The 15,099-nt window shown below is 73.6% G+C and carries 11 protein-coding genes; 1 reads left to right on the top strand and 10 read right to left on the bottom strand.

What is annotated here, in order from left to right; translation table 11 throughout:
• Positions 1-17: 17 nt before the first annotated feature.
• From ACFYW5_RS13605 to ACFYW5_RS13580, 6 genes are read right to left on the bottom strand one after another with little or no spacing between them, the layout of a single operon-like run.
• Positions 18-818 (bottom strand): class I SAM-dependent methyltransferase, encoded by an 801-nt coding sequence (locus ACFYW5_RS13605; protein ID WP_389417128.1) that lies wholly within the window; start codon positions 816-818, stop codon positions 18-20.
• Positions 815-1,690, bottom strand: a complete 876-nt coding sequence (gene rfbD, locus ACFYW5_RS13600) for a dTDP-4-dehydrorhamnose reductase (RefSeq protein ID WP_389417127.1) — start codon at positions 1,688-1,690, stop codon at positions 815-817. The genes ACFYW5_RS13605 and rfbD overlap by 4 nt, the downstream gene beginning before the upstream one ends.
• The gene (rfbB, locus tag ACFYW5_RS13595) at positions 1,687-2,667 is read right to left on the bottom strand and encodes a dTDP-glucose 4,6-dehydratase (protein ID WP_389417126.1); all 981 of its coding nucleotides are present in this window, start codon (positions 2,665-2,667) and stop codon (positions 1,687-1,689) included. The genes rfbD and rfbB overlap by 4 nt, the downstream gene beginning before the upstream one ends.
• Positions 2,664-3,731: a glucose-1-phosphate thymidylyltransferase gene (locus ACFYW5_RS13590; RefSeq protein ID WP_389417125.1), complete on the bottom strand. Its 1,068-nt coding sequence runs from the start codon at positions 3,729-3,731 to the stop codon at positions 2,664-2,666. The genes rfbB and ACFYW5_RS13590 overlap by 4 nt, the downstream gene beginning before the upstream one ends.
• Before the next feature lie 38 nt (positions 3,732-3,769).
• Entirely contained in the window at positions 3,770-4,189 is a 420-nt protein-coding gene (locus tag ACFYW5_RS13585) for a CBS domain-containing protein (RefSeq protein ID WP_389417124.1), read from the bottom strand.
• A gap of 47 nt (positions 4,190-4,236) precedes the next feature.
• A complete protein-coding gene (locus tag ACFYW5_RS13580) occupies positions 4,237-6,690 on the bottom strand; it encodes a SpoIIE family protein phosphatase (RefSeq protein WP_389417123.1) in 2,454 nt (817 codons plus the stop codon).
• A 602-nt stretch (positions 6,691-7,292) separates the two neighbouring features.
• Here ACFYW5_RS13580 and ACFYW5_RS13575 point away from each other — a divergent pair.
• Positions 7,293-7,373: a hypothetical protein gene (locus ACFYW5_RS13575; RefSeq protein ID WP_389417468.1), complete on the top strand. Its 81-nt coding sequence runs from the start codon at positions 7,293-7,295 to the stop codon at positions 7,371-7,373.
• A 40-nt stretch (positions 7,374-7,413) separates the two neighbouring features.
• Here ACFYW5_RS13575 and ACFYW5_RS13570 read toward each other — a convergent pair whose 3' ends face one another.
• The 4 genes from ACFYW5_RS13570 to lanKC form a co-directional block, all read right to left on the bottom strand.
• Positions 7,414-9,141 carry an ATP-binding cassette domain-containing protein gene (locus ACFYW5_RS13570; protein WP_389417122.1) on the bottom strand — a complete coding sequence of 576 codons (1,728 nt, stop codon included), beginning with the start codon at positions 9,139-9,141 and terminating at the stop codon, positions 7,414-7,416.
• Between the two features lie 227 nt (positions 9,142-9,368).
• Positions 9,369-11,201 (bottom strand): ATP-binding cassette domain-containing protein, encoded by a 1,833-nt coding sequence (locus ACFYW5_RS13565; protein WP_389417121.1) that lies wholly within the window; start codon positions 11,199-11,201, stop codon positions 9,369-9,371.
• 182 nt (positions 11,202-11,383) lie between these two features.
• Positions 11,384-11,512: a SapB/AmfS family lanthipeptide gene (locus ACFYW5_RS13560; RefSeq protein WP_345491208.1), complete on the bottom strand. Its 129-nt coding sequence runs from the start codon at positions 11,510-11,512 to the stop codon at positions 11,384-11,386.
• Positions 11,509-14,190 (bottom strand): class III lanthionine synthetase LanKC, encoded by a 2,682-nt coding sequence (lanKC, locus tag ACFYW5_RS13555; protein WP_389417120.1) that lies wholly within the window; start codon positions 14,188-14,190, stop codon positions 11,509-11,511. Before lanKC ends, ACFYW5_RS13560 begins: the two co-directional genes overlap by 4 nt.
• Between the last annotated feature and the right edge of the window lie 909 nt (positions 14,191-15,099).

Here is a 15,099-nt window from a genome sequence, read left to right as displayed (position 1 = left end):
ACCGCAGTTCCCGGTGGTCAGCGGCCGGTGACATCCGCCAGGGCGCGCCGCAGCGGCTCCCAGCCCCGGGAGCGTCGTACGCCGATGTTCCGGGCGCGGGCCAGCGGACGCCAGAAGCTGGCGCCCAGCAGCGTCTCGGGCCGTACCGCTCGGGTGCGGTCCAGGATCGTCTCGGGCACCTTCTGCGGGTCGGGCACGTCGTACTCGGCGACGATCTCGTCGTACTTGTCGCGCAGCACGGTGTTGTGCGGGTCGGCGCCGAACACCACGAGCTGACCGGTCGGCTGGGTGTCGACCAGGACGGTGACCAGGTCGGGGCGGTGGCGGGCGAGGATCTCGGTGAGCTTGTAGACGTCGCCCGTCCAGGCGCCGGTGTGGCGGTCGCGGGCCGCTTCGTCGAGGTTGCGGGGCAGCATGTCGTCGAAGACGATCACGCTGGCCCAGTCGGAGTACTTCTCCACGTTGATGAAGTCCCGCAGCGCGTACTCGAACAGGTGCATGCCGTCGATGAACGACAGGTCGAGGGTGGTGCGCCGCCAGTGGCCGACCGGGCTGCGGCCACGGCGCAGGTTCCGGACCGGGTGGCGGCCGCCCTTGAGGTGAGCCAGGGGGTTGGCGCGGGCGAAGAAGTCGTCGCTGGTGGCCTTCACCAGGTGGACGTCGCAGCGGATCTCCGTGACCACCTTGAACGCGGGGTCGACCGCGATGCTGGGCACCCGGGACAGCCTCAGGCTGCGGCCGTCGTTGACGCCGATCTCCAGGTAGTTGCGGTTGGCGGTGACCTTGTGCAGTTCCTTCAGGAACTCGTGGCGTTTCACGCAGGGGACTCCTTGCGGATGCGGGGAAGTGCCTCGTGCAGGGCGGTACGCCAGTCGCGCAGCGGGGGCAGGCCGAGGCTCTGCCAGCGGTCGTGCGCGAGGGCGCTGTACTCGGGACGCGGGGCGGGCCGCGGCCAGGGCGTGGTGTCGGTGGGGCGCACCCGCTCGGGATCGGCGCCGAGCAGCCGGAACACCTCCCGGGCCAGCTCGCACCAGGTGGCCTCACCGGAGCTGGTGGCGTGGAAGACGCCGTGCGCGTCCGGGCCGACGCGCGGGCCGAGGTCGGCGATGCGGGCGGCGACGTCGGCGCACCAGGTGGGCTGGCCGGTCTGGTTGTCGACGACGTCGACGGTGGGGCGGCTCGCCTCGATGCCGATCACCGTGCGGACGAAGTTGCGGCCGTGGACGCCGTAGAGCCAGGCGGTGCGCACCACCGCGCTCGCGCCCGGCAGTTCCTCCAGCACCGCCCGCTCGCCGGCGAGTTTGGTGCGGCCGTAGGCGGTGCGCGGGGCGGGCGGGTGGTCCTCGGGGTAGGGGGTGGTGCGGCCCTTGCCGGAGAAGACGTAGTCGGTGGAGACGTGGATCAGGCGGGCGCCGTGCGCGGCGCAGGCGCGGGCCAGCAGGCGAGGGCCGTCGCCGTTGACGCGCAGGGCGGTGCCCTCGTCGGACTCCGCGTCGTCCACGGCGGCGTAGGCGGCGCAGTTGACGACGATCTCCGGGCGGTGCGCGGTGAACGCCCGCTCCACGGAGTCGGGTTCGGTGATGTCCAGGGCGGCGTGGCCGAGACCGGTCACGTCGGCGCCGCGCCCGCGCAGTTCGCCGACGACGTCGTGACCGAGCATCCCGCCCGCTCCGGTGACCAGCCACCTCATCCGTGCTCCTCACCCACGCGTCGCTTGAGCGGCTCCCACCACGCCCGGTGGTCCCGGTACCAGTCGACGGTCGCGGCCAGCCCGGCGCGGAAGTCGTGCCGGGGACGGTAGCCGAGTTCGGTGCGGGCCTTGCTCCAGTCGACCGAGTAGCGCAGATCGTGCCCCTTGCGGTCCTCGACCCGGGTCACCCGGTCCCAGTCCGCCCCGCACGCCTGAAGGAGCAGTCCGGTGAGGTCCTTGTTGCTCAGCTCGGTGCCGCCGCCGATGTTGTAGACCTCGCCGGACCGGCCCTTGGTGCGCACGAGTTCGACAGCGCGGCAGTGATCGTCGACGTGCAGCCAGTCGCGGACGTTGAGGCCTTCGCCGTAGAGCGGGACCGGGTGGCCGTCGAGGAGGTTGGTGACGAAGAGCGGGATGACCTTCTCGGGGAACTGGCGCGGGCCGTAGTTGTTGGAGCAGCGGGTGACCCGCACGTCCAGGCCGTGGGTGCGGTGGTAGGCCAGGGCGAGCAGGTCGGAGGAGGCCTTGGAGGCGGAGTACGGCGAACTGGGCCGCAGCAGGTCCTCCTCCGTGGCGGAGCCGGTGTCGACCGAGCCGTACACCTCGTCGGTGGAGATGTGCACGAAGGTCGCGACGCCGCCGCGCAGCGCGCCCTCCAGCAGGGTCTGGGTGCCCACCACGTTGGTCAGCACGAAGTCGGACGCCCCGGTGATCGAACGGTCCACATGGGACTCGGCGGCGAAGTGCACCACCTGGTCGGCCTGGGAGGTGAGCTTGCCGACGAGTTCGGCGTCGCGGATGTCGCCCTGCACGAACTCCAGGCGCGGATGGTCCAGGGGGAGGTTGTCGAGGCTGCCGGCGTAGGTCAGCTTGTCCAGCACGGTGATCCGCGGCGCGCCGGGAGCGTCGGCGGCGAGCAGCATGCGGACGTAGGCCGAGCCGATGAACCCGGCGGCACCGGTCACGAGGAGGTTCATGTATGGATCTGCACCTTGCTGTGGTCGCCGAGGACGAAACGGTGGGCGCTGGGGACGTGGTGCGCCGGGGTCACCTCGGCGTGCCGGCCGATCAGGGAGGACTCGATGCGGCCCACGCCGGCGATCGAGGAGTCCCGCAGCACGATGGAGAACTCCAGCTCGCTGTCGGTGATCCGGCAGTTCTCGGCGATGGAGGTGAACGGTCCCACGTAGGAGTTGGCGACGAGCGACCCGGCGCCGATGACGGCGGGCCCGACGATGCGGGAGTTCACGATCCGGGCGCCCTCCTCGACGATCACCCGGCCGACCGTCTCGGACACCTCGTCGACCTCGCCGTCGATCCGCCGGTCGAGCCCTTCCAGGACCGTCCGGTTGACCTCCAGCATGTCGTCGACGTTCCCGGTGTCCTTCCAGTAGCCCTTGATGACGGTGCACCGGACGTCGGCGCGGGCGTCGATGAGGTGCTGGATGGCGTGGGTGATCTCCAACTCGCCGCGCCAGGACGGCTCGATGGCGCGCACCGCCTCATGGATCGCGGGCGTGAAGAGGTAGACGCCGACCAGCGCGAGGTCGCTCTTGGGGTGCTCGGGTTTCTCCTCCAGGCCCACCACCTGCCCCGCGCCGTCGAGTTCGGCGACGCCGAAGGCGCGGGGGTCGGGGACGCGGGTGAGCAGGATCTGCGCGTCGGGGCGATGGCGGCGGAACTCCTCCACCAGGGCGCTGATGCCGCCGACGATGAAGTTGTCGCCGAGGTACATCACGAAGTCGTCGTCACCCAGGTAGTCCCGGGCGATCAGCACCGCGTGGGCCAGGCCCAGGGGGTGTTCCTGGGGGATGTAGGTGATCCGGAGACCGAACTTCGAGCCGTCGCCCACCGCGTCCTCGATCTCCGCGGCGGTGTCGCCGACGATGACCCCGACATCGGTGATGCCGGCTTCGGCGATGGATTCCAGCCCGTAGAACAACACAGCCTTGTTGGCGACCGGGACCAGCTGTTTGGCCGATGTATGGGTGATCGGCCGCAGCCGTGTGCCGGCTCCGCCGGACAGCACGAGAGCCTTCATCTGGTTCACCTTAGCGCCGATCCGGCGTAACCGAACGGTCAGATGTTGGGCCGGGCCACGCTGATGTCGCCGAGCGCCGACTCCGGGTCGCGCTCCATGGCCAGGTCCCCGAGCGAGACGATCCCCACGGGGCGGCCGTCGTCGACGACCGGGATACGGCGTACGGCGTGCTCGCGCATGAGCCCCACCGCGATGTCCAGGTCCTCGTCGGGCCCGACGGTCACGAGGTCGTCGCTGCACGCTCCGGCCACGGTGGTCTGCTCGGGGTCACCGCCCTCGCAGACGGACCTGACCACCAGGTCGCGGTCGGTCACCAGGCCGCGCAGCCGGTCGTCGTCCACCACCAGGACGGCTCCGAGGTCCTCGTCGCGCATGAGGCGGGCCACCGACGCCACGGAGGCCTGTGGTTCCACCGTCGCCGGGGCGGCGGTCATGATGTCGCGGACGTGCTGGGTCATGACGTACTCCTTCGTCGAAGGGACGTGAACCTCCGAGTACCCGCCCTTCAGCGGTTCAGCTGAATCTCGCTCCAGACCTGTTTGCCGCCGCTGACCGGGAGCGTGCCCCAGGAATCCGACATGGCCTCGACCAGGAGGATGCCGCGGCCTCCGGTGGCCTCCCAGCCGATGCTGGTGGGTTTGACCGGGCTGCGCGGGGAGGTGTCGGCGACGGCGACCCGCAGCCGGCCGTTGATCAGGGTGAGGTCGAGGCGGACCTGTCCCTCGGTGTGCACCAGGGCGTTGGTGACGAGTTCGGAGACCACCAGCAGGACGGCGTCCCGGTCACCGGCCAGGCCCCAGGAGCGCAGGGCGCGCCGGGTGAAGCGGCGGGCGTGGCCGACCGCCTCGGGCACCCGCCACACGGTCCAGCTCTCCCGCAGCGGGCGCAGCGCCATCCCGTCGTAGCGCATCAGCAGCAGGGCGACGTCGTCGCTGCGGCGGGCGTTGCCGAGCAGGGCGTCGGCGACCAGGCCGAGGTGGGCGGGGTCGGCGGCGGCCAGTTCGCGGGCGAAGCGGTCCATGCCCGCGTCGATGTCGGCCTCGACGGACTCCACCAGCCCGTCGGTGGTCAGCGCGATCAGGGTGCCGGGCTGGAGCCTGAGCGGGCTCATCGGGAAATCGGCCTGCGTCATCACACCGAGCGGCGGGCCGCCCTCGGCCTCGGCGATGTCCGTGCTGCCGTCCGGATGCCGCAGCACCGGCGGCAGGTGTCCGGCACGCACCGCCCAGGCGGTGCCCTCCTCCAGGTCGACGTCGACATAGGCGCAGGTGGCGAAGAGGTCGGTCTCCAGCTCCATCAGCAGCCGGTTGGCGTGCGAGACCACCACGTCGGGCGGATGGCCCTCGGCGGCGTAGGCGCGCAGGGCGGTGCGCATCTGGCCCATCAGGGTGGCGGCGGCCGCGCTGTGGCCCTGCACGTCGCCGATGACGAGGGCGACGTGATTGTCGGGCAGCGGGATCACGTCGTACCAGTCGCCGCCCAGTTCGAGCCCCGCGGTGCTCGGCAGATAGCGGGCGACGGCCTTCGCGCCGGGCAGCCGGGGCAGTCTGCGCGGCAGCAGCTGGCGCTGGAGCATGCCAACGAGCTCGTGCTCGGCGTCGAAGGCGTGGGCGCGCATCAGGGCCTGCCCGGCGAGTCCGGCGGAGGCGGTGAGCAGGGCGCGTTCGTCGGGGCCGAAGTGGTGCGGGGCGTCCCAGCCGATCAGGCAGGCGCCCGCCATCCGGCCCCCGGCGGGCAGCGGCAGGACGGCCAGGCCGCCGGGGCCGACCTCGGCGAGGGCGGGTTCCAGCGTGGCGCCGGCGGGCCAGATCTGGGCGCGGCCCTCGCGCAGGGCGGTGGCGAGGGTGGGCATCGCGCGCAGCGGCGCGTCGGGCCACTCGGTGCGCCACTCCAGCCGCCACAGCTCGGGCCAGGACTCGGGGGCGGGCGGGTCGAGGACGGTGACGACGAGCCGGTCGTTCTCCAGCTCCGCCAGCGCGATCCGGTCGGCGCGCAGGGGGGCGCGCAGGGCGGCGACGACGGCATGGCTGACGTCGCGGACGGTGCCGGCGGTGGCCAGGGCGGCGGCCAGGCGCTGGACGCGGGCCACGTCGGTGACGTCGGAGCGCAGCTTGGAGGCGTCGGCGACGGTGCCCTCCAGCCGGGCGGGCCGCCCCTCGCCGCCGGGCACCAGCCGCCCGTGCAGCCTGAGCCACTTCGGCGGGCCGGCCGGCTGCAGCACCCGGAACTCCAGCTCCCGGTCGCCGATGGACATGTGGTCGGCCTCCACCACGGACATCAGCGAGGGCAGGTCCTCGGGCACGGTCAGGCCCAGCAGGGTCTCCACCTTGCCGTCGAAGGCGTCCGGGGTGATCGCGAACAGGTCCAGGATGTCGTCGCCGACCTCCACGCGGCCGGTGTCCATGGCGAGGCTGAAGGCGTTGGAGGGCAGCTCACCGCCCTCGGCGCGCGCGACGGGCACGGGGTAGGCGAGGGCGCGGGCGATCAGATCCAGACAGCGGCGGTCCTCGGCGTCGAATCCGTCGGGGTGCTCGCTCACTGCGACCAGACAGCCGCCGCCGTCCTGGCCCCGCGCGGGCAGCACCGCCAGCTGGAAGTCGCCCGCCGTCGCCCGCCGGGACTGGGCCCGCTCGGCGAGTTCCTTCGGCCCGAGGAAGGCGGGCCGCCCGGTGTGGTGCGCGTCGGCGACCACGGAGCCACCGGTGGCGGCGTAGCTGTCGCGCAGGCCGTACTGGGTGCGCGGGGCGCCGGCCCACTCCACCAGGCACAGCAGCTCGCCGTCCTCGGTCAGCGTGTACACGGCCGCGAGGGACGCGTGGGCGAAGACGAGCGCCTGCTCCAGGATGCGGCGCAGCCGGTCAGGGGCGTCGGGGGCGTCGCCGACCGTGATGAGGGCATCGTCGGCACGCTGCCTTCGCGATCTGCGTCCCGTCCCGTCCTCACCGCCCACGTTGGCCATTACAGCGCTAATGAGACACCGGCGCAGCCCCTGTGACCGCTCGACGGCCGTACGGTCCCAGGACTCGGACGTCGGCGGGGCCCCTTCTCGACGCCCCGGCACCCCGGCCCGGAGACGCCCACGTGGGTGAGATGGGAGCTGGACATTTCCGGGTCGCGACTGCCGGCCCCGCACCCGGGTGGCCTGCGCACGACGCAGACCGAAGGGCTGGGAATGATCAGAGTGACGGTCGTGTACGAGGCGCAGCTTCTGCGTGCCGCGTTGGTGGATCTGCTGCGGTCGGACGACGAGGTCCTGGTCGTCTCCTCGGTCTCCCACCGGCCACCGGGTTCGGATGCCGTCGAACCGGCGCCGGACGTGTACGTCGCCGATGCCGAGTGTCTGCCGCCCTCCGGGGCGGAGTCGGGCACGGTGACCACAGCGGTGCCGGCGTCGCTCGCGGTCGGCGGTTCGGCCCTTGCCGGCTCTGATCCCCGCCCAGCGGCCCGGCGTACTGCGGCGGGCGCACGCGGCGGGGGCGACCGGTTTCGTCGACAAGAACGGTTCGAAGGTCCGGCTGCTCCACGCCGCTGTACCTCTCCAAGGGGACCGTACGGACCTACATGGCGAGCGTCATCCGCAAGGTCGGCGCCCGTAACCGGGTGGACGCCATCCGGATCGCCCAGGGAGCCGGGGGGACGTGACCGCCGCCGTGTGACGTCTCCGCGGGCACGGATCCCCGCCTCAGCGCTGGACGTCGTTCCAGTGCCCTACCAGATCGCGGTAGAGAGCCGACCGTACGAGCAGGTCCTCGTGGGTGCCGTACTGGGCGCGAGTGCCGTCCAGGACGAGGATCCGGTCCGCGCGCAACGCCGATGACAACCGGTGGGCGACGACGACCAAGGTCCCGGGCCGGGTGCGCAGGGCGTGTTCGGCCCGTGCCTCCGCGACCGGATCCAGGTGGCAGGTCGCCTCGTCGAGCAGCAGCAGCGGGGCGGCGCAGAGGTGGGCGCGCGCGAGGGCGATGAGCTGCCGTTCGCCGAGTGACAGGGCGTCCGGCCGGACCTGTCCGTCGAGCCCGCCGACGCGCTCGACCAGCCGTTCGAGCGCGAGGGCCCGTACGGCGTCGTCGACATCGGACGGGCGGGCGTCAGGTCGCAGGTAGCGGAGGTTGTCCCGCAGGCTGCCCGTGAAGACGTACGCCTCCTGGGGGATCAGCATGCGCAGGGCGGCGAGTTCGGACGGCGGGAGGCAGCCGACGGGCCGGCCGGAGAGAAGCACCTTGCCCCGGTCCGGCGCCAGCAAGCCCGCCGCGACCTGCAGGAGAGTCGACTTGCCGATGCCGCTCGGACCGACCACCGCGATGTGCTCCCCGTTCTCGACGGTCAGGTCCAGCGCGTCGAGGACGGCACGGGCGCCCGGGCCGTACGCGGCTCGGACGCCGCGCAGCCGCAGCGCCGCCGTCGCCGGAGCCGCAGGGGTGTGGCCGTGTTCGCCGGGCGCGGCGGCGGGAGGTGCCGCGAGGGTGGCCGACGGGACGGGGAGCGGCCCGGTGAGCCGGTCGAGGATGACGAAGAGACGCGCCCCCGCGGCACCCAGGACGGTCATCAGCGTGTGCAGGGCCGGCAGCAGCGCCTGGAGGACGTAGGTGAGCGCGCCCACGAGCGCCCCGGCCGTCACGCCCTGGCGCAGGAGCCACGGTGTCGCGGCCAGGAGCAGGAACACGGGCAACTGCCCCGCCGTCGCCACGGAGAGCGTACGGACCGCCGCCCAGCGGGCCAGGGCGCGCTGGGCGGCGGCGGCCTCCTCGACCGCACGGCGGTTCCGTGCGGCCGTCGGCTCCTGGGCGCCGCACGCGACGATGTCGCGCAGGGCGGTACGGGTGATCTCCGCGCGCCGTCCCACGGCCTCGTCCGCGTCGAGGTAGCGGTGCTGGGCCCGTGCCATGGGACGCAGCGAAGCGATGAACAGGGCGACGCCCAGCACGAGCGGCGGGAGGACCACGAGGAGGAACTGGGGGGCGAGGGACACCAGGCCGACCAGGGCTCCGGCGGCGACGAAGACGAAGGAGCGGGCCGCGAGCACCAGTCCGGCGAAGCTGTCCCGGGCGATCTCCGTCTGGCTCGTCAGCCGGGAGACCGCGGTGGTGTCCACGGTCCCGCCCCCGGCGGTGGCCATGCGCAGCGCGCGCACGACCGAGCGACGGACCAGGTGGTCCCGCAACGGTTCGGTGAGATGCGGGAGTTGGGCGAAGACTCCACGGACGACCGGCGCGCCGAGCAGGATGACCACGGCCGCCGCCGTGAGCCACAGCAGACCGGTGGCGGTGCTGCCCCGCAGGAATCCGTCGTCCAGTGACCGGGCCACGCAGTAGCCGCCGAGGAAGGTCTGCGCCGACTCGGCCGCGGACCATGCCGCCAGTCTGGCCAGGACGCGCTTACGGCGCCCGAGGAACGTACGCCCCGAGGCCATGACCCGCCGGGACGTCCGGCCGGTGACCGGTCCCGGGTCGGCGGAGGTCGTCTCGGCCGCTACCGGGCCCGGCCCCGGCCCGCCGGCCCCCGTCCCGGGTCCGCCCGGCGCCGGCCCGGGGCCTCCCGTGGCCGGCTGAGGCTTCGGGCGGGGAGCCGGTCCGCTTCCTTCCGTGCCCGGGTGGGGCTTCGGGCCCGTCGTCGTCCGGCCCCTCTCCGCAGCAGACGTCATGTGCCGCTCCCGGTGTCGTCGGGCCGCCCGGCACGAGGGGTGTCCTGCGCGACCGCCGCTCCTGGAGCCACCGCCTCACTCTCGGCCCTCCCCGGGGGCACCGGAGACGACTCGGCCAGGAACACCGCGCGGTAGTCCGGGTCCTCCCAGAGCAGGCGGTGCGGCGCGCATCTGCGTACTCGTCCCGCCTCCAGCCAGACCACCTGGTCCGCGCGGGCCGCCGTGGAGACCCGGTGGGCCACGACGAGCTTGGTGCACGGCCGCAGCGACGAGGCGAGCGCGAGTTCCACCTGCCGCTCCGTCGCGGTGTCCAGGCTCGACGTCGCGTCGTCCAGGATCATCAGCCGCCCGGCGCCGATGAACGCCCGCGCCAGGCCCAGGCGTTGACTCTCGCCGCCGGAGAGCGGCGCGTCGGCCAGGGGAGTGTCGTACCCCTGGGGGAGAAGGCCGACGAAGGAGTCGGCGCTCGCCGCGACCGCGGCGTGACGGACCTCCTCCGCCCCGTCCTCGGCGGTGCGCGCGGTGGGCCCGCGCCCTGCGGCGATCGCGCGGCGGACCGTTGGTGTGGCGCCACTGTCGAAGGCGGGACGCGCGAAGGCGTAGGCCGTCGCCCCGCGCAGCTGCGCGCGGGCCAGCTCGGCCAGGTCCGTCCCGTCGAGGAGAACGCGCCCCTCGTCGGGGTCCGTCAGCCGGCCCGCGACAGCGGCCAAGGTGGACTTCCCGGCGCCGGAGCGGCCCACGACGGCGACCGTCGAGCCGCCGTCGATCGCGAGCGTCACGTCCGTGAGCAGCGGGACGCCGTCGCGCACCACCCCCACCCCCCTCAGTTCCAGCCGGCCGGGCCCGTCGGCCGGCAGGGCGGCGAGGCCGTGGGCCATGGGTGGCAGATCGGCGAGTGCGGCCGTACGGCGGCCCGCGTTGCGGGCGCGGACCAGCGTGCCGAGCGGTGCCGCGATGCCTCCGATTCCCGCGGCGAGGGCGGCGTACCGCGAGGCGGCGAGCAGATCGCCGACGCTGAGCTGTCCGGCGGCCAGCCTGGCCCCGGCCACTGCCACGACGGCCGTGGTGAGCAACGGAAGAAGGACGCCGCTGCGTGCTACCGCGCGGCCGTGGACGAGCCACATGCGCGTGCCGTACCGCGTCATGTCCTCCAGCGGGGCGAGGATGCGTTCCTCCTCGCGGCGCGCCGTGTGGGCGGCGGCGATGGTACGCGCGCCGCTCAGCGCCTCGGTGAGCCGGGCGGCGATGGCTCCCTGAGCCTGCTGGTACCGGCCGACCGAGTCGGACGACTGGTGCGCGAACGTCCGCAGCAGCATCAGGAGCAGCGGCAGGCCGGCCGCGAAGACGGCGGCGGTCCAGGGGTCGATCAGGGCCAGGGCGACGAGGGCGCCGGCCGGGACGAGGACGGAGGACGCCGAGGTCGCGAGGGCGGCCGGGGCGGCGCCGCTGTCCGAGGCGTTGACGCACAGCCGGGCGGCGACGTCGCCGCCCGAGTACGGTGCGGCCCGGTGGGGGGCCGTGCCCAGCAGACCGGTCAGCGCGCGGAGGCGGACCCAGGCGGCGGCGCGGGCGGTGGTGAGCTGTGTCAGCAGGACCGAAGCGGTCTCCAGCAGGACTTCCGCAGCGAGCAGTACGGCGGCCCAGGCCAGCCACGTACCCCCGGCGGGATGGTGATGCAGCAGCAGGTCCAGCGTGCGGCCGACCACCGCCGGTAGGGCGAGCGCGCAGGCCGCACCGGCGACCGAGCAGACGAGAAGCGCCGCTGTGCTGCCGGCGGTGTGACGTGCGGCGCCGCGCAGCAGCCGGTCGGACCCGGTCGGGGAGGCCATCCGATGCCCTTTCTCCTGACGAGTGCGCCAGGCACGATCGTCGCGGGCGGCCCGGCCCGGGCTCCCGCGCCGCCCGCCACGGCGGCCGGTGGCGCGATGACCGGTGCCCCGGGAGCTGGGCTCCCGGGGCACCGTGACTACGCGCCGGCGCCTCGACGGGCCGTTCGCGGAGTCGGATCAGGTCAGTTACAGGTCGTCACGCTGAGGCTGCTGTCGCCGCAGAGGAGCAGGCTCGCGCGGCTGCCGGACTCGACGTCGCCGATGGCCTCGTCCTTGGGGGTCTCCAGCGACTGCAGGTCGAACAGGTTCATGATCGTTTCCTTTCGTTAGGGGACGGTGGTGCGGTGCGACCCCGAAGTGGGGCCGGTTCGTGGGCCCGCCGGAGCGGCGGGAGGAAGGGCAGCTGCGCCGGGCGGTCGCCCAGGGCTGCCGAGAGGGCCAGCAGGACGCCCGCCGTGCCGGTGGCGAGGTCCATCGAGAGCCGCATCATCTGTTCGCCGGGGAAGGCGAGGTGGCCGTCGTAGGACATGGCGTGCCAGGTCAGGCAGCCGACCTGACGGCGTACGTCCTCGGGCGCCGTGCCGGGCCCGTCGGCGTGGGTGCGGGCGAGGTGCAGGACCATGCCCGCGACGCCGCGGAAGAGGCCCGGCTGGGCGTAGAAGGTGGCCTGCGCCGCCTGCACGATGTCGCGCCGGGCCCGGTCGAGATCCTCGTCGTGGCGGTGGAGGAGGTAGTCGTCGATCACCATGCCGATGCCCACGCTGCCGGCGCCGAGGTACGGCATCGTGCGCCAGCCCTCGTCGACCTGCAAGGTGCCGGAGGCTCCGCGCACGCAGCGGGTGAGGTCGTCGTGGAGCGCTTCGGCGGCGAGGTCGAGGAGCGCGGTGTCCCGGGTGCGTTCGTAGAGCCGTACGAACAGCAGGGCTCGACCCGCCGCACCGTGCAGCAGCCCGGTACGCACCCGGCCCTGCGACGCGGGCAGGGCGGACCTCGTCGGCGCACTGGGCGGCCGGGCCGCCAGTTCGGCGCACCTCAGCGCCGCCGCGTGCAGGCCGGACTCGCCGGTGGAGTCGGCGAGGGCGTCCAGGGCGAGGCCCATTCCGGCCGTACCGCCGTAAAGGTCCGACGCGAGCGCGTCGTGGTCCTCTGCGAGGACGAGCTCGGCCAGTTCGAGGGCGGACGCCGTGTGCCCGAGTCGCTGGAGGGTCCACGCGATGCCCGTGAGCCCGTCGTAGAAGCCGAGCGGTGTGCCGGACTCGGGCTGCTTGGCGAACCGTAGGAGCCTTTCCTCCGCCGCGGGGATCCGCGCCGCCCCGCTCTCGTGCAGGGCATGGAGGACCCCGGCGGTGCCGTGGCCGACGGACATGCCGCCCCCGGCCGTGGCGAACTGGGCGATGTCGCCGGGGAAGAAGCGGTCCTCCCGGTCGGGCGTGGCGGACGCGAGGATCGCGCGGACCATCGAGTCGCGGCTGTCCGGCCACTGTCCCGGCTCCACGGGCAGGAACGGGACACCGCTGCCGGGCGCGGTCGCGCGACGTGCGGGGACGCGGGAGGAGGCGACGACGGGCTCCCGCAGGATCTCCCGCACCGCCTCGTCCAGGAAGCCCGGGGGCACGGGGAACTGCGCGGCCGCGACCTCGGCCAGGTGGGCGGCCTTGCCGCGGTCCACGGCGAGCAGACTGGTGAGCGGGACGAACAGCGCGATCCGCAGGCAGGCGAGGGCGTACCGGTCCACGTCGAAGCCGCGCCGGTCGGCGGGTGCGACGAACGCCGGGTTGGCGACGGTCTGCCGCCCGCCCTCCGCCGCCGGCTGGGCCGCCTCGAAGTCCAGGAGCACCACGGAGCTCTCGTCCTCGGAGACCATGATGTTGAACAGATGCAGGTCGTTGAAGACGATCCCCCGGGCGTGCACCGCGGCGACGGCCTGCTCGACCAGACCGTGGATCCGCAGGGCCCAGTCCGTGTACTCGGCGAGCCGCTCCGCCGGGGGGTCGGACTCCATCAGCGGATGCCTGCGGGCGAAGAACGTGTTGAGCGGGCTGCCCTCCACGAACTCGAGGACCAGGAAGTGATGGTCGCCGACGCTGAAGCTGTCGAGGACCTCCGGAGTGCAGGCGAGCCCGGACAGCTGTTCCAGCGCGGTACGTTCGCGGTGCAGCCGGGTCACGGCGTCCGCCCCGTCGGCGGCCAGGCCGGCGTACGGACGCGCCTCCTTGAGGACGACCCGCCGTCCGGTCTCGCGGTGCCGCGCCTCGTACACGCCCCCGCCGTTGGAGAAGTGCAGGGCCTTGTCGATCTCGTACGGCATCTCCCGCACCGTCACCGCGGCTCTCGCATCGAGGTGCGGTCGCAGGAACGGCGGAGGAGTGACCCAGTCGGGCACGCGGAAGACGGGCCCGCGCCGGTCGGGTACGAGGGTGCCGGAGCCGTCCTCCATGGCCGGCCGGAGCTCACCGTGCTCGTCGTAGCAGTGGCGGCGGGTGAAGCTGCCGTACCGCAGGTGCACGGGGCCCTTCCCCCAGCGAAGGTCGCTAAGGATGTACGGGCCCGGCTCGCCGTCGAGCAGCCGCGCGAGGTCGGTCGCCAGGCGCTCGCACTGCTCGTCGTCGGCCGGGTAGACCGTGATGAACTTGCCACTGGCCGCCCGGTCGGCGTACTTGGCGTTCCGCTGGTGCAGCAGGTACCGGCTCGGGACGAACTTGAACGCCACCTCGTGCCGCAGACAGTACTCCCGGACCGTTGCGAGGACCCGCTCCGCGTTGTCGAGACAGGCCGCGACGTGGATCTTCCAGCCCTGCGACGGGAGCGTGCAGCCCACCGGACGCAGGGCGAGCCAGTCACCCGTGCGATGGCTGGTCCACCCTTCGGGCACGGGGAGGGTGGCGGCCGGGTAGAGGGACTCGCCCGCTCCGTCGGCGAAGACGAGACGGTGCGGCGCGTCGTAGAAGTGACGGTCGGCGTCGCAGAAGACCGCGTACCCCTTGTTCACAACGCACTCCCTCGGTCGGTGACGGAACGACGTTGTCACGGGCCGGGAGGGCCCCAACAGTCGCCGCTGTCACCTCTCGCCCATGCAGTACGCACGGGTAACCGAGGCCGCGTGCACCCGGGAGGGTCGTTCGGCGTCGGGTGTGCGGCTCGCGCTGGACGCGGTCAGCGCCGAGCGGTAGGAGGAGGGCGAGCGACCGGCCGCCGGCCCGTACCGCGTCGCCACCTGTCGGCACCCCGCTCGGCCCTTACGGCGGTCTCACGGGCGTCGCCCACGTCCTGGAACGGCTCGGCCACCGGCAGCGGGCCCCGACGTGGTCGAGACGACCCCGAGCGAGCGCCGGCAGAATTCGCCTCCGACCTGCACGGCGGCCTCGTCGGCCTCGGGCTGGTGCCGGCGCGAAGCCTCGTTTCCTCCGGGGCCGCGCCGGAATGATCCTCCGTCCGGCCCGCACCACCGCCCCGGCACCGGCGACCAGCCGCTCGCCGAGCAGATCACCGGGCGCGGCTGGTTCGCCATGCCCTGCCGGGGCCGACTGGCCTTCCCCGAACACCGGGGAGCCCTGACCCGGTACCCGAGGCGGAGTTGCTCACCGCGGCGCGGGCGGGCGGTGGGGCCGACCCCGCTGCTGAAGACGCTCGGCGGGCGGCGGGCGGCGGGCGGCGGGCGGCAGAATGCGGGCTGCGGGCGACGGTCGACCCGGCGGCCCTGTCGGCGGGTGAGCGGCAACTCATCGCGCTGACCCGGGCCTATCTGTCGCCCGCGCCCCTGGTACTGCTCGACGAGGCGACCTGCCATCTGGACGCGACGGCGGAGGCACGGGCGGAACGGGCCTTCGCGGCCCGTCCCGGCGGCACGCTGGTGGTCGTCGCGCACCGCATCAGCTCGGCGCGCCGCGCGGACCGGGTC

It is taken from the genome of Streptomyces sp. NPDC002779, assembly GCF_042888685.1.
Classification (GTDB): Bacteria; Actinomycetota; Actinomycetes; order Streptomycetales; family Streptomycetaceae; genus Streptomyces.
This window is presented reverse-complemented; position numbering and strand designations above follow the sequence as displayed.